This window comes from uncultured Brevundimonas sp., from assembly GCF_937870815.1.
Classification (GTDB): domain Bacteria; phylum Pseudomonadota; class Alphaproteobacteria; order Caulobacterales; family Caulobacteraceae; genus Brevundimonas.
In genome coordinates, this window is the sequence record NZ_CALMZS010000064.1 from 17,671 (window position 1) to 35,061 (window position 17,391).

The 17,391-nt window shown below is 70.2% G+C and carries 17 protein-coding genes, 2 tRNA genes and 2 pseudogenes; 6 read left to right on the forward strand and 15 right to left on the reverse strand.

The genetic code is table 11. The features are described 5' to 3' along the window. Nucleotides 1-77 precede the first annotated feature (77 nt). From Q0588_RS04035 to cysC, 3 genes are all read left to right on the forward strand, one after another. Nucleotides 78-902, forward strand: coding sequence for a ferredoxin--NADP reductase (locus Q0588_RS04035; protein ID WP_298744008.1), 825 nt, complete (start codon nt 78-80; stop codon nt 900-902). Between the two features lie 92 nt (nt 903-994). Then, the gene (gene cysD / locus Q0588_RS04040; protein ID WP_298744010.1) at nt 995-1,960 is read left to right on the forward strand and encodes a sulfate adenylyltransferase subunit CysD; all 966 of its coding nucleotides are present in this window, start codon (nt 995-997) and stop codon (nt 1,958-1,960) included. Then, nucleotides 1,960-3,834, forward strand: coding sequence for an adenylyl-sulfate kinase (cysC, locus tag Q0588_RS04045; RefSeq protein WP_298744012.1), 1,875 nt, complete (start codon nt 1,960-1,962; stop codon nt 3,832-3,834). Before cysD ends, cysC begins: the two co-directional genes overlap by 1 nt. 335 nt (nt 3,835-4,169) lie before the next feature. Here the strand turns inward: cysC and Q0588_RS04050 are convergent. The 5 genes from Q0588_RS04050 to Q0588_RS04070 form a co-directional block, all read right to left on the reverse strand. Continuing rightward, nucleotides 4,170-4,259: transfer RNA gene (locus Q0588_RS04050), tRNA-Ser, on the reverse strand. A 119-nt stretch (nt 4,260-4,378) separates the two neighbouring features. Next, entirely contained in the window at nt 4,379-5,320 is a 942-nt protein-coding gene (locus Q0588_RS04055; protein WP_298744013.1) for an NAD regulator, read from the reverse strand. Between the two features lie 2 nt (nt 5,321-5,322). Next, nucleotides 5,323-5,916, reverse strand: coding sequence for an HD family hydrolase (locus tag Q0588_RS04060; RefSeq protein ID WP_298744038.1), 594 nt, complete (start codon nt 5,914-5,916; stop codon nt 5,323-5,325). 117 nt (nt 5,917-6,033) lie between these two features. Beyond that, nucleotides 6,034-6,774, reverse strand: coding sequence for a methyltransferase type 11 (locus Q0588_RS04065; RefSeq protein ID WP_298744014.1), 741 nt, complete (start codon nt 6,772-6,774; stop codon nt 6,034-6,036). 96 nt (nt 6,775-6,870) lie between these two features. After that, nucleotides 6,871-7,743 (reverse strand): MoxR family ATPase, encoded by an 873-nt coding sequence (locus tag Q0588_RS04070; RefSeq protein ID WP_298744016.1) that lies wholly within the window; start codon nt 7,741-7,743, stop codon nt 6,871-6,873. A 287-nt stretch (nt 7,744-8,030) separates the two neighbouring features. Here Q0588_RS04070 and Q0588_RS04075 point away from each other — a divergent pair, with 287 nt between their 5' ends. Further along, nucleotides 8,031-8,861: a flagellin gene (locus Q0588_RS04075; RefSeq protein WP_298744018.1), complete on the forward strand. Its 831-nt coding sequence runs from the start codon at nt 8,031-8,033 to the stop codon at nt 8,859-8,861. Between the two features lie 55 nt (nt 8,862-8,916). On the opposite strand, the gene Q0588_RS04080 is transcribed toward Q0588_RS04075, so the two are convergent. From Q0588_RS04080 to Q0588_RS04090, 3 genes are all read right to left on the reverse strand, one after another. Further along, nucleotides 8,917-9,600, reverse strand: a complete 684-nt coding sequence (locus tag Q0588_RS04080) for an exopolysaccharide biosynthesis protein (RefSeq protein ID WP_298744019.1) — start codon at nt 9,598-9,600, stop codon at nt 8,917-8,919. 77 nt (nt 9,601-9,677) lie between these two features. Further along, the gene (locus Q0588_RS04085) at nt 9,678-10,313 is read right to left on the reverse strand and encodes an exopolysaccharide biosynthesis protein (protein WP_298744021.1); all 636 of its coding nucleotides are present in this window, start codon (nt 10,311-10,313) and stop codon (nt 9,678-9,680) included. Nucleotides 10,314-10,368: 55 nt separating this feature from the next. After that, on the reverse strand, nt 10,369-10,551 hold the full coding sequence (locus tag Q0588_RS04090; RefSeq protein WP_298744024.1) for a DUF3008 family protein: 183 nt from the start codon (nt 10,549-10,551) through the stop codon (nt 10,369-10,371). Between the two features lie 119 nt (nt 10,552-10,670). Here Q0588_RS04090 and Q0588_RS04095 point away from each other — a divergent pair, with 119 nt between their 5' ends. Continuing rightward, the gene (locus Q0588_RS04095; protein ID WP_298744026.1) at nt 10,671-11,189 is read left to right on the forward strand and encodes a DUF3617 family protein; all 519 of its coding nucleotides are present in this window, start codon (nt 10,671-10,673) and stop codon (nt 11,187-11,189) included. Here the strand turns inward: Q0588_RS04095 and Q0588_RS04100 are convergent. The 6 genes and pseudogenes from Q0588_RS04100 to Q0588_RS04125 form a co-directional block, all read right to left on the reverse strand. Then, nucleotides 11,175-12,338 carry an isovaleryl-CoA dehydrogenase gene (locus Q0588_RS04100; RefSeq protein WP_298744028.1) on the reverse strand — a complete coding sequence of 388 codons (1,164 nt, stop codon included), beginning with the start codon at nt 12,336-12,338 and terminating at the stop codon, nt 11,175-11,177. The genes Q0588_RS04095 and Q0588_RS04100 overlap by 15 nt on opposite strands. 37 nt (nt 12,339-12,375) lie before the next feature. Then, nucleotides 12,376-13,551 (reverse strand): lysozyme, encoded by a 1,176-nt coding sequence (locus Q0588_RS04105; protein WP_298744030.1) that lies wholly within the window; start codon nt 13,549-13,551, stop codon nt 12,376-12,378. Between the two features lie 74 nt (nt 13,552-13,625). Then, the gene (gene mgtE / locus Q0588_RS04110) at nt 13,626-15,038 is read right to left on the reverse strand and encodes a magnesium transporter (RefSeq protein WP_298744032.1); all 1,413 of its coding nucleotides are present in this window, start codon (nt 15,036-15,038) and stop codon (nt 13,626-13,628) included. 56 nt (nt 15,039-15,094) lie between these two features. Further along, a tRNA-Leu gene (locus Q0588_RS04115) sits at nt 15,095-15,181 on the reverse strand. A 61-nt stretch (nt 15,182-15,242) separates the two neighbouring features. After that, a pseudogene (locus tag Q0588_RS04120) lies at nt 15,243-15,362 on the reverse strand (four helix bundle protein); the annotation flags it as partial. 52 nt (nt 15,363-15,414) lie between these two features. After that, complete coding sequence (locus tag Q0588_RS04125) at nt 15,415-15,666, reverse strand: FliM/FliN family flagellar motor switch protein (protein ID WP_298744034.1); 252 nt, start codon at nt 15,664-15,666, stop codon at nt 15,415-15,417. 75 nt (nt 15,667-15,741) lie between these two features. Between Q0588_RS04125 and lipB the strand changes: the two genes are divergently transcribed. Continuing rightward, nucleotides 15,742-16,479: a lipoyl(octanoyl) transferase LipB gene (lipB, locus tag Q0588_RS04130; RefSeq protein WP_298744036.1), complete on the forward strand. Its 738-nt coding sequence runs from the start codon at nt 15,742-15,744 to the stop codon at nt 16,477-16,479. A gap of 380 nt (nt 16,480-16,859) precedes the next feature. Here lipB and Q0588_RS04135 read toward each other — a convergent pair. Then, nucleotides 16,860-17,207, reverse strand: a pseudogene (locus Q0588_RS04135) (transposase); the annotation flags it as partial. Nucleotides 17,208-17,391 lie beyond the last annotated feature (184 nt).

Here is a 17,391-nt window from a genome sequence, read left to right on the forward strand (position 1 = left end):
CTGGCGACGGCAGAAGAAGTCGTTCGCGTTCCGGCGGGGCCGTCTCCTATGGCGAGGGTCCCGTCTCGAGGATCGCCATGACCGAAACCCTTGCGCCCGCCCGTCCCGCCGCCGCCGCGGCCTCCCCCTGGCATGAACCGCACATCCTGTGGACCCGGCGCTGGACCGACCGGCTGTTCAGCTTCGCGGTCGAACGGCCCGAGAGCTTCCGGTTTCGCTCCGGCGAATTCATCATGCTCGGCCTACCGGCCGAAGGCGGCGCGGGCAAGCCTGTCCTCCGGGCGTATTCAATCGCCAGCCCGGGCTGGGCGGATGAGCTGGAGTTCTTCTCCATCCAGGTCCCCGACGGCCCCCTGACTTCGCGACTTGGGCGGCTGGCCGCGGGAGACCGGATCCTGCTGGGCCGCAAGCCGACGGGCACATTGGTGCTGGACGCCCTGACCCCGGGCCGCCGGCTGTTCCTGATCGCCAGCGGAACCGGCCTGGCGCCCTGGCTGAGCGTGCTGCGCGATCCGGAGACCTGGGAGCGGTTCGACCAGATCACCGTGACCCACACGGTCCGGGAGGTGCGGGACCTCGCCTATCGGACCTTCCTGACCCGCGACATCTTCGACGATCCCCTGATCGGCGACCTCGCGCAGGGGCGGCTGCTCTACTATCCGACCGTCACGCGCGAGCCGTTCGAGCGGCCAGGGCGGATCACGAGCCGCATCGCCGACGGCGCGCTGTTCTCCGATCTGGGTCTCAACGCCGGCTTCGACCCCGCGACCGACCGCGCCATGCTGTGCGGATCGACGGCCATGATCCGGGATGTGGCGGCGCAGCTGGAGCGGGCGGGTCTCGCCGAGGGCTCGAACGCCGCCCCCGGGGACTATGTCCTGGAGCGGGCCTTCGTCGGATAGGCTGTCAGAAAAACTATCGGCTTCGCCCAGATCAAATCGTTCGACCCGGACCGCATCGGTGGGGTTTGGATAGGGCATCCATGAGGCCCCCCATGACTCTTGCCGCCCCGCTCGCTCGTCCAATCGACACGCCGCCCGCGCCCTTGGCGCCGATCGGACGCCTGTCGCCTCATCTGAGGCGTCTGGAGGCCGAGGCCATCGAGATTTTCCGGGAGGTCGCCGCCACGGCGCGCAATCCGGTGATGCTGTACTCGATCGGCAAGGACTCGGGGGTGCTGCTGCACCTGGCGGCCAAGGCCTTCTACCCGGCTCCGCCGCCGTTCCCGCTGCTCCACGTCGACACGACCTGGAAGTTCCGCGATATGATCCGGCATCGGGATACGGTCGCCGAAACCTATGGCGTCCGCCTGCTGGTCCACGTCAACCAGGACGGCCTGGCCCGGGGCGTCAGTCCCGTCGCCTCGGGCTCGTCGCTGCACACCCGGGTGATGAAGACGGATGCGCTGAAGCAGGCGCTGGACAGGCATGGCTTCGACGTGGCCTTCGGCGGGGCCCGGCGCGACGAGGAGAAGAGCCGGGCCAAGGAACGGATTTTCTCGGTGCGCGGCCCCGGCCACACCTGGGATCCGCGCCGCCAGAAGCCCGAACTGTGGAAGCTGTGGAACTCCGCCCTCCAGCCCGGCGAATCCCTGCGGGTGTTTCCGCTGTCGAACTGGACCGAGCTCGACGTCTGGGAATACACGCGGATCGAGGCCATCCCGGTGGTCCCGCTCTACTTCTCCGCCCTCCGACCCGTGGTTGACCGCGACGGCGCGCTGATCGTGCGCGACGACGAACGCCTGCCGCTGCGGGCCGGCGAGGTTCCGCATCTGCGCCGCGTGCGCTTCCGTTCGCTGGGCTGCTACCCGCTCTCGGCGGCCGTCGAGTCGGCCGCCGCGGACCTCGACTCCGTCATTGCGGAACTTCGGTCGAGCCGCGTCTCCGAGCGTCAGGGCCGGCTGATCGATGCCGACGAGATCGCCTCGATGGAGCGCAAGAAGCGCGAGGGCTATTTCTGATGGACGGCGAGGTCGTAGCCCTGTCCCGGGTGATCCCCGACCCCGCGGCGCGCGATCATCTGCGGTTCCTGACCTGCGGTTCGGTCGATGATGGCAAGTCCACCCTGATCGGCCGCCTGCTGTATGACACCGGACAGGTCGCGGACGACCAGCTCGCCGCGCTCGAGCGCGACAGCCGCCGCTTTGGCGCGGCGGGGGACGATCTGGATTTCGCCCTGCTGCTGGACGGCCTGGAGGCCGAGCGCGAACAGGGCATCACCATCGACGTGGCCCATCGCTACTTCTCGACGGCCCGCCGCAACTTCATCGTCGCCGACACGCCCGGCCATGAGCAGTACACGCGCAACATGGCGACCGGAGCGTCCGGGTGCGACGCCGCCGTCATCCTGGTCGACGCGACCCGGGGACTCACGGCCCAGACCGAGCGTCACAGCCGCATCGTCTCCCTGTTCGGCATCCGGCATGTCATCCTGGCGGTGAACAAGATCGACCTGGTCGACTACGACCCCTCGGTTTTCGACGCCCTCGCCTCCGGCTACGCCGCCTTCGCGGCGGGCCTCGCCTTCCGGTCCGTCGCCGCCGTGCCGATCAGCGCGCGGCAGGGCGACAACGTCGTCCGGCGCGGGCCCCGGCTGCCGTGGTTCGGGGGACCGACGCTGATCGACGCGCTTGAAGGCCTGCCCGTCGAGGACAACCGCCTGTCGCGGCCGTTCCGCTTCCTCGTGCAGTACGTCAATCGCCCCGACCACGCCTTCCGCGGCTACGCCGGAACGGTGGCGTCGGGGCGCCTCCGCGCCGGCGACCAGGTCGTGGTCAGTCCGTCGGGCAAGGCGGCGACCGTCTCGCGCATCGTGACGTGGGAGGGCGACCGGACCTCGGCCGAAGCCGGCGACGCGGTGACGCTGGTGTTGAAGGAGGAGGTCGACGTGGCGCGCGGCGACGTCCTGGCCTTGCCCCACGCCCGGCCGGCCTCGGTGGAACGGTTCTCGGCCAGCCTGCTGTGGATGGACGACCGGCCCTTCACCCGCGACCGCGCCTACCGAATTCGCATCGGGGGCCGAACCGCGCCGGTCAGGGTCCAGTTGACCGAACCCGAGGCCGGCGCGGCCGCCGGACTGGACCTGAACGAGATCGCCGCCGCCGAACTGACGCTGTCGTCGCCGATCGCCTTCGATCCGTTCGCCGACGACCCGGCCATGGGCGGATTCGTCCTCATCGACCGGGAGACCGGCGCCGTCGCCGCGGCGGGCGTGGCCCGGGCCGCACTCGGCCAGGCCGGGCACATCTATCCGACGGCCGAAGCCGTCTCGCGACGCGACCGGTCTCGTCTGAACGGTCACGAAGGCGGCGCGATCTGGCTCACGGGACTGCCCGGATCGGGCAAGTCGACCATCGCCACGGCCCTCGAGCTGAAGCTTCATGCCCGGGGCATAAGAACCGTCCTGCTGGACGGTGACAATCTGCGCCACGGCCTCAATCGCGACCTCGGCTTCTCGCCGGAGGACCGGGCCGAGAACGTCCGCCGCGCCGGCGAGGTGGCGCGCTTGTTCGTCGAGGGCGGCGTGATCAGCCTTTGCGCCTTCGTCTCGCCCGGCATCGCCGCGCGCCAGGCCGTCCGCGAACGGATGCCGCCGAACGGTTTCCTGGAAGTCTTCGTCGATGCGCCCTTGGGGGCCTGCCGCGCGCGAGACCCCAAGGGCCTGTATGCCCGGGCCGATGCGGGCGGCATCGCCGACCTGACCGGCGTCGGCTCGCCCTATGAACCGCCGTCCGATCCGGACCTGGTCCTCGATACGCTTGCGTTCGGTCCCGAGACGGCCGCCGACCGGATCATCGCCCTGCTCGAAAGCCGCCGATGGATTCCGGCCGCCTGACGGGAAGAGGCCTCCCCCCGGCGACATCCCTCTTCCCCGGGACCCGCACAGCGACGCCGAACGGGGATCCTTCGGCAGGATCGGCGCGGCGTCCGCAAGAGCCGCGGCCTGGGCGGCCGAGGGAGGGGGCGGTGCCTTCGCGCAAACGCCTCCCATTTCGAGCTGATTCAACCCGTCGAGGAGGCCGATGGCAGGCCGGCCGCGGTCAATCGTCCAGCGGCGCCGGACAGGCGCGCGACACAGTGCGATCGCCCTGAATTCGCACGCCGCGAACGGCGGCGTTCGGCAGTGAGCCATTTAGTAGTTAAATTATTGATATATAAGAAAAAAGACGGTGGCGGAGAGGGTGGGATTCGAACCCACGGTACCCGTAAAGGCACGCCGCATTTCGAGTGCGGTACATTCGACCACTCTGCCACCTCTCCGCGGGGCCGAAACGCTTTGGTCGAGCGAGCGGCCTCTCTAATGGGGCGCGGCCCGCGCCGCAAGCCCTTGCGGCCCATCCGGGCCGCTTGGTCCGGAGGCCGGGGTCCGGGCCGGTTCGTCAGCGCTGGGCGGGCAGGGGCAGGCCCAGGGCGTCGGCGGCGGACCGGTCGCCGCCGACGGTGCGGAACAGTTCGGCCGGCCGCCCGCCGGTGGCCGCCGACAGGCGGCCGGTCGGCTCGACGAGGCCGGTGCGTTCGACGCCGCGGCGGAAATTCTGCTTGTGCAGCGACAGGCCGGCGACCGCCTCGGCGGCGGCCTGCAGTTCGGACAGGGTGAAGGTCGACGGCATCAGGTCGAACAGCACGGGCCGGTATTTCAGCTTGCTGCGCAGGCGGCCGAGGCCGGTGGCCAGGATGCGGCGGTGGTCCGAGGCCATGGCCCGCCCCGGCGCGCCCGGCGGCGCGGGCCTGTCGCGGTCGCGCGCCGCCTCGGCGACCAGTCCGGCCTCATAGAGCAGTTCGTAGCGCTCCAGCACCCGGCCCTCGTTCCAGCGGTGGGCGGGCCCCGGGGCGAACAGGGCGTCCACGCGCGCCTGGCGGCGGGGGTCGCCGGCGGCCCAGGCGCCCAATCCGTCGAGCAGGGGGCCGAGGCAGGCGGCGGCCCCGTCGCGGCGGTCCTCCCACGGGAAGATGTCCAGCACCGGCGTCCACCGGGCCTCGGCCAGGGGGGCGTCGGCGGCGTCGGCGGTCAGCGCCAGATAGCCGACCGAAACCTCGCGGCGGCGCTCCGGGCCGGGGGTGGCGCGCGGACTGGCGCGGCCGAGGTCGCCGAAGGTGTAGAGCTGCTCGACGAAGCCGAGGCGAAAGCCGGTCTGGGCCGTGACGAAGGCGCGCAGGGCCAGTTCGAAGGTGCGGTCGCGGGCCGGGTCGAAGGGGCCGAAGGGCAGGGCCAGGGCGCCGTCGTCGCCGGGCGTGGTCAGGACGCAGGCCTGGCGGTCGCGGAGCGCGATGACCACCGCCGAGAGGCCGATGCGCACGCCCTGTTCCGCCGGAAGCCCCATGCCTATTCCGTATGCCAGGCGTCGGGGGCGGGGACGAGGCCGACCGCCTCGGCCAGGACCCGGTAGCGCTCCAGATAACGCTGCTGGGCGACCGGGGCGGGCAGGGGCTCGATGGTCAGGTCGTATCCGGCCGGGGGCCTGCCGAACAGGCCCAGAGCCTCGTTCCGGGTGAAGCCGGCCAGCTGGGTCGCCTCGAAGAAGGCGCAGGCCTTGTCGGCCTCCTTGATCAGCTTCCTGACCTCGGCCGGCGTCCGCGCCGGCAGTCCGAAACGGATGTGGATGGCGTGCTCCAGCCGGGCCTCGAAATCCTTGTAGCTGACCCCCAGCGCCGCCTTGAACGGCGAGATCATGTCGCCGATGACGTATTCCGAGGCGTCGTGCAGCAGGGCCGCCAGCCGCCATTTCGGCTCCAGGCCCGGCCGGATGTGAGCGGCGATTTCCTCGACCACGCAGCTGTGCTGGGCGACGGAGAAGGCGTGTTCGCCGACGGTCTGGCCGTTCCAGCGGGCGACCCGGGCCAGGCCGTGGGCGATGTCCTCGACCTCGATGTCGAACGGCGACGGGTCGAGCAGGTCCAGCCGGCGGCCGGAGAGCATGCGCTGCCAGGCGCGCGGGGCTTTTTTCGAGGGGGTTCGGAGCGTGGCGGCCAAGGCGGTATCCTGCTGTGGCGGGTCAGGTGACGCATCCGGCCGCCGCGATCAACCCTGGCGCCGTCATTCGCCGACGTTGAGGGCGACGAGATCCCGCCCGTCCCCGAACACCTGGTCGCGGTCGCGGGCGCGCATGGTGGCGACCACGATCGGCCCGCCGGCCGGGCCGCGCGCCTCGTAGCCGACCAGTCTCCAGCCCCCCTCCGAGGGTCGGCTGTCGGCCAGGGTCCAACTGGCGCGGGTCGCGCCGCCGCCGCCGCGGGTGCGGATCTCGGCGGCGTCCTGATAGGCCTGGACGCTGACGTTGTCGCCCTCCGCGGCGGGATCGCGCGCCGCGGCCCCACGCCGCGAGGCGTCGATCTGGAAGCCGCCGATGCGCACCCTGGCCTCGTCGCCGTCGGCGCGGATGTCGACTCCGGGAGCGCGCCCGCCGTCCTGTCCGGACCCGGGGGGGCCGGCCGCCTTCAGCTGGGCCACGGCCTGGGGCATGGCCGCCGAGAGGCGCGCCTCGAAGGCCGTCAGCACCTGCGCCGGCGAGGTCTCGTCCAGTTCGACCAGGTGCAGGGTGACCTCGGCGCCGCGGGGACCGGCGTAGGTGCAGATCGTGCCCTCCGCGCTGGCCGAGCCCTTGCGGGTCAGCGATCCCATGGTTTGCGGACACTGCAGCGCCTGCACCACCTTCAGCGCCCCCCGGGCCTCGCCCGGCCCGGCCCCGGCCGGGGAGATCCGCACGGAATCGCCGTCGCAGGCCGCGGTCACGGCCGCGGCGCAGAGCGCGGCGATCGGCAGGGGACGCCTTGGCATGGGGTGGGTCCTCGTCGCCTTCATCCTGCGCTCCAGCCTCCGGGAATCCAGTGAAAACGCGGTAATCGGGATGACGAAACCCGTTCGTCGGTGTGTTCAGGCGCCGGGTCGGGCCCCCTCGCGGCGGCCGAGGAAGGCCAGCCGCTCGAACAGATGAACGTCCTGCTCATTCTTGAGCAGCGCCCCGTGCAGGGGCGGGATCAGCTTGCCCGGCGCCGTCTCGCGCAGGGCGGCCGGATCGATGTCATCGACCAGCAGGAGCTTCAGCCAGTCGAGCAGTTCCGAGGTCGACGGCTTCTTCTTCAGGCCGGGCGTCTCGCGGATTTCGTAGAAGGTCTTCAGCGCCTCCGAGACCAGGCGCGGCTTGATGCCCGGGAAATGCACCTCGACGATGGCCCTCATGGTCTGGTCGTCGGGGAAGCGGATGTAGTGGAAGAAGCAGCGGCGCAGAAAGGCGTCCGGAAGCTCCTTCTCATTGTTCGAGGTGATGACCACGATGGGCCGGACCGCGGCGCGGATGGTTTCGCCCGTCTCCTGGACGAAGAACTCCATCCGGTCGAGTTCCTGCAGCAGGTCGTTGGGGAATTCGATGTCGGCCTTGTCGATCTCGTCGATCAGCAGCACCGGCCGCACCGGCGAGGTGAACGCCTCCCACAGCTTTCCGGGCTTCAGATAGTTGCGCACCTCGTGCACGCGCGCCTCGCCCAGCTGGCTGTCGCGCAGCCGCGACACCGCATCGTATTCGTAGAGGCCGTTGTGGGCCTTGGTCGTCGACTTGACGTGCCAGGTGATCAGCGGGGCGTCGAGGGCGCGGGCGATCTCATAGGCCAGCACGGTCTTGCCCGTGCCCGGCTCGCCCTTGATCAGCAGCGGCCGTTCCAGCGCCACGGCGGCGTTGACGGCGATCTTCAGGTCGTCGGTGGCGATATAGTCCGAGGTGCCCTCGAACCGGTCGCTGTGGCGAGTCATGGACGGCTCCGCTGGTGTTCCGACAGGGGTAGCGAAGCCGTCCCGGCTTAACAACGACCGTGTGGGCGCCGTCAGGGCGGCGGACCCGGAAAGGATCGGCCGGCCCCGCCCCCGGGGGGCGGATAAATCTGCCGGGCGCCGCCGGGCCGACGAGCCGGAATCCTCGTGAAGTCAACGGCCTGTGCGGCAATGCTTGCGGCCCGGTCCTTGCGTGGGCGGGCCCGAACCAGAACCGGTTCCGCGGCCAGAAGGCCGTTCCCTCACCGACCAGAATGGAAGGACAGCCGATGGTTATGTCGGTCAACACCAACGTGGGCGCGATGATCGCGCTCCAGAACCTGAACGCGACCAACGCCCAGCTGGCGACGACGCAGAACCGGATCAACACCGGCAAGTCTGTGGCCACCGCCAAGGACAACGGGGCTATCTGGGCGATCGCCCAGGGCCAACGTGCCGACATCGGGGCGCTGAGCGCGGTGAAACAGTCTCTCGACCGGGGCATGGCCGCGGTCGATGTGGCGCTGGCGGCGGGCGAGACGGTCTCCGACCTCTTGCTCCAGATGAAGGAGAAGGCCCTGGCGGCGACAGATGCGTCGCTGAAGACGTCGGCCCGTGCGGCCCTGAACGAGGACTTCAAGGCTCTGCGCGACCAGATCGCCTCGGTCACCGGAAACGCCGAATTCAACGGGGTCAACCTGCTGAAGGCCGGCGCGACGGGGTTCCAGGCCCTGGCCAATGCGCAGGGCACGGCCACCCTCACGGTTGGCGCCGAGGTTCTGGCTCTGGGCGGCGCGAATGTGTCGGTCACGGCCACGCAGTCGATCGACACCCTGTCCAAGGCGACGGCTTCGCTGACGGCCGTCTCCAACTCCATCGACGCGGTCTCGGCCTCGCTCGCGCGGCTGGGCACCAAGTCGAAGGCGCTCTCGACCCATCTGACGTTCGTCGGCAAGCTGTCGGACGCCCTGGAGTCGGGAGTGGGCAATCTGGTCGACGCCGACCTGGCGAAGGAGAGCGCCAAGCTCCAGGCCCTGCAGACGAAGCAGCAGCTGGGGGTTCAGGCGCTGGGCATCGCCAACCAGACTCCGCAGCTGGTGCTGTCGCTGTTCCGCAGCTGACGGTTTCCCGGTTCTCGCAGGCGCCGGAGGGTTCGCCCTCCGGCGTCTCGTGCGTTCAGCCGCCGAACAGGCCGCTCAGCCAGGCCCAGGCCTGGGGCAGCAGGCCGTTGGCCCACTCCCACGCCGGCAGCAGATACGGCGACACCCACCGCCATGTCAGCCAGACGATCAGGGCCGCCAGGCCGATCAGGCCGACGGCGACCCAGGCGATGACCACGGCCAGGCCGTCGCGCTGCATCAGGCCGAAGCCGAAGGTCGAGATGATCAGCGCCGGAATCAGGTTTCCGCCCCAGATGGGCAGGACCAGGATGACGGCGAGAAGGACGGTGGCGAGGCCGATCAGCACCTCGGAGACCTCGCTGGTCATGATCGACAGCCGCGGCCGCGACAGCCGCTCGACCTTCCTGAGCCGCGGAAGCACCCGCTCCAGTCCGTCCCGGTAGGCCCGCCGCTCGATCCACCGCCGCAGCGCCCATCTCGGCAGCCAGAGCTGGTCCTGGCGCGTGGCCAGCTGCAGCCCCAGCAGCAGCAGGGGCGCGCCGAGGATGGTGGTCGTCCCCGGGATGATGCCGATGGCGACGTTCATCAGGCCGAAGATCAGCATCAGCGCGCCGAAACCGCGCTCGCCGAAGGCGTTGACGAGTTCGCCGAGATAGAGCTTCGGCTCGTCCCGGGCCCCGAGGTCCTCGAGCACCCGCGAGAAGGGTCGGGTGTCGCTCTGATAGTCGTAGTCAGGCATGGGCTGCGGGACTCGTGCGACGGGGCACTTCGATCTAGGCGTGACCGTGGTGGTTGGCCACTAAACAAACATGCGGCTCAGGCGATCCGGCCGATCCATTCCAGGCCGTAGGTGGCGCTGGCGACGATCAGCCGCCACGCCAGAAACAGCACCGCCCCGGTCGCCCCGGTCAGCAGCCAGCCGACGATGACCGCGAGGCCGTCCCGCTGCATCACGCCCAGGGCGAAGAAGCCGATCGCCGTCGCCGGCAGCAGGTTGCCGCCCCAGACCGGCAGCACCAGAACGACCGACAGGAAGACGCAGGCGACGCCAATCAGCCCCTGGCCGAGGGGGCTGGTCAGAAAATGCAGGCGCGGCCGGGACAGGCGTTCGGTGAATTTCAACCCCGACTGGAATCGCCCGCTCAGCCGGCGGAAGGTCGCCCGCCTGACCGTGATCCGATCGGCCCAGCGCGGCGTCCACAACTCGTCGCGGCCCCAGGCCAGCTCCATCGACAGCAGCAACAGCGGCGCGCCGGTCAGCGTCGTGCCCCCCGGCGGCCAGGGCATCATGTTGATCAGGGCGAAGAAGAACATCACCGGCCCGAAGGCGCGCTCGCCGAAGGCCTCGACCACCTCGCCCAGGCACAGCTTGTCGCCGCGGCGCTGGCCGAGCTTCTCCACCACCTCCGAAAAGGCGCGCGGCCGGCCTGTCGACGTGTGGGTCAGCGTCATGCGCCGAGGCTGGCCGCCGTCGCCGGCCCGGTCAACCGGTTCGCGCGCCCGACCGTCAGTGCTTGACGTGCTCGGGCTTGCCCTTGCGCCGGGTGTGGGCGAACTCCTCGAGCTGTTTCTCGCTCATCGACAGCATCGATTTCGAGGCGCCCTTGAGCTCGGATTTGGGCGTGTCGCCGCGCTTGGCCGACAGGGCGGCCCCGGCGGCCTTCTGCTGGGCGGCGGACTTGGCGGGCATGGCGTGTCTCCTCTGATTGCTGGCGAACCGCCGCCGGCCCGTGACGGTTCCCGACGCTGAAGCGCCGTTCTGCGCGACCGCGGAATATGCTAGGGACGGGTCCTGGGTGGAGGATCGACATGCGCATCATCACGTTTGCATCGGGACTGGCTGTCCTGGCCCTGGCGGCCTGCGGACCCGGCGGCGAGGGGACGCCGACGGACACGGCGGCCGGGAAGACGGCGGCGGCCGCGGCTGGAACCGACCTGCCCGCCGGTCCGACACCCGGCCTGTGGCGCGTGACCACCCGGATGGCCGGCATGCCGGCCGGCATGCAGACCCCGGCGATCGAAACCTGCATCCGCGAGGCGAAGTTCGAGCCGCCCGCCGGGGCCGCGCCGCAATCCCCCGGCATGACCTGCGACCAGCAGTCGTTCCGTCGCGAGGGCGACGCCATGGTCGGCCACATGGTCTGCACCTCGGCCGACGGCGTGCGCACCGTCACCGACACCCGCGTCACCGGCGACTACAGCCGCAACTATACGATGTCGGTGAAGAGCACGATGACGCCCGCCCCGGCTCCGTCGATGGCCGAGGTCTCGATGGTGATGACCGCGGAAAGGCTGGGCGATTGTCCGGCCGAGTCAGCTCCCCAGTAGCTCCCGCCCGATCAGGAAGCGGCGGATCTCGTTGGTGCCGGCGCCGATGTCGTACAGTTTGGCGTCGCGAACCAGACGCTCGACCGGCCATTCCTTCGTATAGCCGGCGCCGCCCAGGGCCTGGACGGCCTCAAGGCTGACCTTCACGGCGTTCTCGCTGGCCAGCAGGATGGCGCCGGCGGCGTCGTAGCGGGTGGTCTTGCCCTGGTCGCAGGCGCGGGCCACGGCGTAGACATAGGCGCGGGCGCTGTTCAGGGCCACATACATGTCGGCGACCTTAGCCTGCATCAGCTGGAAGCTGCCGATGGCCTTGCCGAACTGTCTGCGCTCGCGGACATAGGGCAGGACCACGTCCAGGGCCGCCTGCATGATGCCCAGCGGGCCGCCCGACAGGACCGTGCGCTCATAATCCAGGCCGCTCATCAGCACCCCGGCCCCGCCGCCGACCGGGCCCATGACATTCTCCTCCGGGACCTCGCAGTCCTCGAACACCAGTTCGGCGGTGTCGGAGCCGCGCATGCCCATCTTGTCCAGCTTCTTGGAGACGCTGAAGCCCTTCATGCCGCGCTCGATCAGGAAGGCGGTGACGCCGCCGTTGCCCTCGCCGGTGCGGGCATAGACGACCAGGGTGTCGGCCGAGGGCGCGTTGGTGATCCAGAATTTCGTCCCGTTGAGGACGTAGCGGTCGCCGACCTTCCTCGCCTGGGTCCGCATCGACATGACGTCGGAGCCGGAGCCCGCCTCGGACATGGCCAGCGAACCGACGTGCTCGCCCGAGATCAGCCCGGGCAGGTATTTGCGCTTCTGCTCCTCGGTGCCCCAGCGGCGGATCTGGTTGACGCACAGGTTGGAGTGGGCCCCGTAGCTGAGGCCGATCGAGGCCGAGGCGCGCGACACCTCCTCCATGGCCACCACGTGTTCGAGATAGCCGAGGCCGAGGCCGCCCCATTCCTCTTCCACGGTGACGCCGTGCAGGCCCAGTTCGCCCATCTCGGGCCACAGCTCGCGCCTGAACTGGTTGTTCTCGTCGATCTCGGCCGCCAGGGGGGCCAGCCGGTCGGTCGCCCAGCGGGCGGTGGTCTCGCGGATCATGTCGGCGTTTTCGCCGAGGCCGAATTCCATCGACTGGGGGGCGTTGGGAATGCTCATGGCGGCGGCGTAGCACTGCGCCGCTCGACTGGCAAAGTCAGGTCCGCCGACTCCACTGGACGAACAGATTCCACGAGGCCACGCCGACGCAGATGACGCCGATCAGGGCCAGGACCCAGCCGATCACGGTGTAGTCGTTCAGCTGCGACCCATCGGCCATGGCCTTGCGGAAGGCGGCCGCGGCGGCCGCGCAGGCGGCCAGGCCGGTCAGGCCCATGACGATGAAGGCGCCGGTCACGCTCCAGTCGAAGCGGCGTGGCGCGGGCGTCTCGACCTCGTGCCGCAGCACGGAAAGCGTCGGCTCCTCGTCGAACAGCACGGCGTCGGCCTCGGCGGGCGCCGCCTGGGGACGCCGGTCGGGCTCCCAGACGGCGCGGCCGGTCTCGGCGAAGTCGGCCTCGGTGGCGGGCGTCAGCACCAGCGGTTCCTCCATCGGCGGGAACGGCGACGCCCCGGGCGCGGGCGGCGCGGGCGGATCGACGGCGGGCTGGGGCTGGGGCTCGGGCTCGGGCTCGGGCTCGGGCTCGGGGGAGGGGGCTGGCCCGGCGGCGGTTGGAAAGCCGGGCAGCGGCCCGATGATCGCGGCCGCGTAGGGGGAATAGCGTTGCAGGCGGATGGCGGTGATCGTCGCCGCCTGGAAGGGCCGCGACTCGAAAACCACGGCGGGCCCGGCGGCCGCGGCCGGGGGCCCGGCCGGTGCGGGCTCGGGTTCGTCGGGCGGCGGCAGGGGCGCGGCGAGCAGTTCGGCCAGATGCACCGGCGTCGCCGGATCGGCCACGAACAGGGCCCGCTCGGCGGCCCTGCGGCGCAGGCGCGCGTCGGGCGGCGTCGTCTCCGGCCAGCCGATCATCGCGTCGGCGGCCTCGACGGCCCGGCCGTCATTCAGCCGCTGCAGCACGTCCGAGGCCAGGAAGGCGTCGATCCCCACCGAGACGGCGAAACTGGCCAGGGCGTCGAACTGGTGCTGGTTCAGCGGCGCCGAGACCCGCTCGTTGAGGGCCTTCACCACCGGCAGCAGATCGTATTGCAGCAGCAGTTCGGCGTCCTGCTCGCTGACCGTCGAGCCCTCGCGCGCCGAGGCCGTGTGCCCGTAGCCGATGACCCAGCGGCCGTCGGCGTTGCGCACGGCGCGCGGCCGGAAGCCCTCGAAACTCTTGATGAGGACGACCCCCTCGCGGGAGACCTTCAGACGTGGGGTGGTCGCGTCGGACACCGGATTGACCCAAATCGAGACGGAAGCGCTCGCTCAACGGGAGAACCAGCAAACCGCGCGCCGGTCCAGCGGGACTACAGCAGCACGATCGTGGCCAGACCGAGGAAGATCAGGAAGCCGAAGAAGTCCGTCGTCGCCGTCACGAACACGGCCGAGGACACGGCCGGGTCGAATTTCAGCTTCGACAGCGTCAGCGGCGTCAGCACCCCGACGGTCGCGGCGACCATCAGGTTCAGCACCATGGCCGCGGCGATGACCCCGCCGATACGCCAGTCCCGCGACCACAGCCCCGCCGCCACGCCGATCAGCGGCGCCAGCACCAGGCCGTTGGCGACCCCGACCGCCAGTTCACGCCAGAAGGTCCGCGGCGCGTTGGAGCTGTTCAGTTCGCGTGTCGCCAGCGCGCGGACCGTCACGGTCAGCGCCTGGGTGCCCGCATTGCCGCCGATGGCCGAGACGATCGGCATCAGCACGGCCAGGGCGACGATCTGCTGGATGGTCCCCTCGAACCAGCCGATGACGCTGGCGCCCAGCACGGCGGTGGCCAGGTTGATCGCCAGCCACGGCACGCGGCCGCGCACGATCTCGCCGACGTTCGAGCCCCGGTCCTCGTCCGAGACGCCGGCCAGGCGCAGGATGTCCTCGCGGTTCTCCTCCTGGATGATGTTGACGATGTCGTCGACGGTGATCTGCCCCACCAGCCGCCCGGCCGCGTCGGTGACCGGGGCCGAGATCAGATGGTATTTCTCGAAGATGTAGGCGACCTCTTCCTGGTCCTGGTCGACGGTGATCTCGTTGACCGGGTCCATGATCTCGGTCAGCGGCGTGGCCCGCGGCGCGCGCAGCAGGCGGCTGATGGCGACGCCGCCGACCGGCTTGTTCAGCGGATCGACCACATAGACGTCGAAGAACAGTTCCGGCAGGTCGTCGCCCTGGGCCCGGACGTGATCGATGGTGTCGCCGACGTTCCAGAATTGCGGCGCGGCCATCACCTCGCGCTGCATCAGGCGGCCGGCGGAATCCTCCGCATAGCCCAGAGAGCTCTCGATGGCGGCGCGCTCGACGTCGGGCATGGCCGCCAGGACGCGTTCGCGCTGGTCGTCCTCCAGGTCCTCGACCACGGCGGCGGCGTCGTCGGAATCGAGTTCCTGCAGCGCCTCGGCCAGGATCAGGTGCGGCACCCGCTCCAGCACCTCCTCGCGGATGCCGTCGTCGAGTTCCGGCAGGGTGTCGGCCAGCAGGTCCGGCGGGAGCCACAGCACCACCACCGCGCGATGCTCGGCGGTCAGGAAGCCCATCAGGTCGGCGACGTCGGCCGGGTGCAGGTCCTCGAGCAGCGAGCGCAGCCTCAGCCCGTCGCCGGCGTCGGAGGCGTCGACCACCTTCTCGACGAAGCCGGGCGTCAGGACATAGTCCTCGTCCAGCGCCACATGTTCGATTTCATCGACGGGAGGACCAGACAGGGGGGCGGTTGCGGTGTTGCTCACGCTTGGCCCCCTGTCTGTCAATCAGCGTAAGCCGATGTTTTTCCTAATTATTTCGATGGTGCGGTCGAGAAGACTCGAACTTCCACTCCGGTTAGGGAACAGCGACCTCAACGCTGCGCGTCTACCAATTCCGCCACGACCGCTCGCATCGGAGGGGGGCTGATAGCGGACGGAAGCGCGGATGGGAAGAGGGCTGGCAAGGGATTAGGCAGTAGGCAGGAAGTTCAGATAGGCGGGCTTGGTCGACCGGCCGTAACCCTCCGCAATGTTCGCGGCTATCGAGGCGGCGGCTCTCCGGCTCTGCGACGTCAGGCTGAAGAGCTCGTCGCGGGGGTAGGCTGCCTACCGCCTACCGCCTACCGCCTGCGCCCTTGCCTCAGGCCGCCCCGGCCATGAAGTCGTAGACGTCCGCCGCGCGGGTCACGGTGATGGCGATGCGGTCCTCGCGGATCTCGATCTCGCCGCGCGCCACCGGATGGTTGTTGGCGAGGATCCAGACCTCGTCGGTCTCGGAGGCGTCGAGCGGGATCACCGCCCCGCGGCCCATCCGCAGCAGCTGGCTCATCGGCAGAACAGAGCGTCCCAGCACGACCGAAATCTCTACGTCTACGGCTTCGATCTGGCTCACTGGGTACTCTGACTCTGACTGGGACTGGACGGGCGGTTCTTGCATGGCGCTCCCGATCCCCACATTGAGGGCGACATGCTTTCCCAGTCCTTAAGCCCGGCCGTATCGAAACTGCTCCGCGAGGACGGCGCGCCGGCCGAGTGGGCGGTGTCGCCCGGGCTGGTCGACTACCCGTTCGCGGTCGCGGCCATGGAGGCGCGGGCGGCGGCCATCGCGGCCGGCGAGGCGCCCGAACTGGTCTGGCTGCTGGAGCATCCGCCGCTCTATACGGCGGGGGTCTCGTCGAGGGACGCCGATCTGCTCGACGCGGGCCGCTTCCCGGTCCACCGCAGCGGCCGCGGCGGCCAGTTCACCTATCACGGCCCCGGTCAGCGGGTCGCCTATGTGATGCTCGACCTGAACCGGCGCGGCCGGGACGTGCGCGCCTTCGTGCGCGGCCTCGAGCAGTGGCTCATCGGGGCGCTGGGCGAGTTCGGCGTCCCGGCCGGGGTGCGCGAGGGCCGCGTCGGCGTCTGGGTCGAGCGCCGGATTCCAGGAGATGGGGGGCCGGGCTGGTCCCGCGAGGACAAGATCGCCGCCATCGGCGTCAAGGTCCGCAAATGGGTCAGCTTCCACGGCGTCAGCCTCAATGTGGAGCCGGACCTGACCCACTTCACCGGCATCGTCCCCTGCGGCATCGCCGAACACGGCGTCACCAGCCTGGTCGACCTCGGCGTCCCCGCGACGCTGGACGAGGCCGACGCGGCGCTGCGGATCAGCTTCCGGCGGGTGTTCGGCGAAAGTAGGGACACGCACCACTTTCCTGGAAAGTAGGGACACGCACCACTTTCCTCACCTCGTTGTCCCCGGCTCACGTCCTGACGGGGTTGGAAAGTGGTGCGTGTCCCTACTTTCCGGCCGATGGGTGGATCGGCAAGCGGCCGCCCGGTCTGCGCCTCGAGAGCCCTGATCCAGGCGGGGTCGCCCAACGGCCGGCCCGTGCTCGAGGCGCGGCGCAGGCGCCGGCGCGCTTCTTCCTCGACATCGACGTCGAAGAACCGGGGCGTCGCCTCGCCCAACCGTTGCGCCAGCGGCCCGGGGGTCAGCAACGGGTCGGCCCGACCCTGGACATGGGCCCGCACGCTGGACCAGGGCCAGTCGACCGCCCGCGCCGTCAGCCCCGCGCGCACCGGATTCAGCCCGACATACCGCGCGCAGGTCCGCAGGCGCCCCTCGTCCATCGCGAAGGAAGCGAACCGGCCCTGCCACAGATAGCCCGTCCAACCCTCCCGCGCGTTCACCCGCCGCGTGTAGCGCAGGTTCGTCGTCCCGACCGCCCGGGCCAGCGCCTCGGGCCGGCCGGGCACGGCGATCAGATGCAGGTGGTTGGGCATCAGGCAATAGGCCCAGATCTCGACCGCCTCGGCCCGGAAGACCTCGGACGCCAGGCCCAGCCACATCCGGTAGTCGGCGTCGCCGAAGAAGGTCGGCTGTCGGCGGTTGCCCCGCTGGGTGACATGATGGGGAAGTCCCGGGATCACCACCCGCGCCTGTCTCGGCATCGGCGCTTCCTCCGAAACTGAGTGCCCGGCTGAAAATGTTCCCGTTATGTTCCATTGTCAACGAGGGGAAAGTAGGGACACGCACCACTTTCGGCCCGGCGCTGGGCTGGAGTGACCCCCGGAACTGAGACAAGGAAAACAGGGACAGCTCTCGTGTAAGGAGAGCAGATGTCGAAGATGGAAG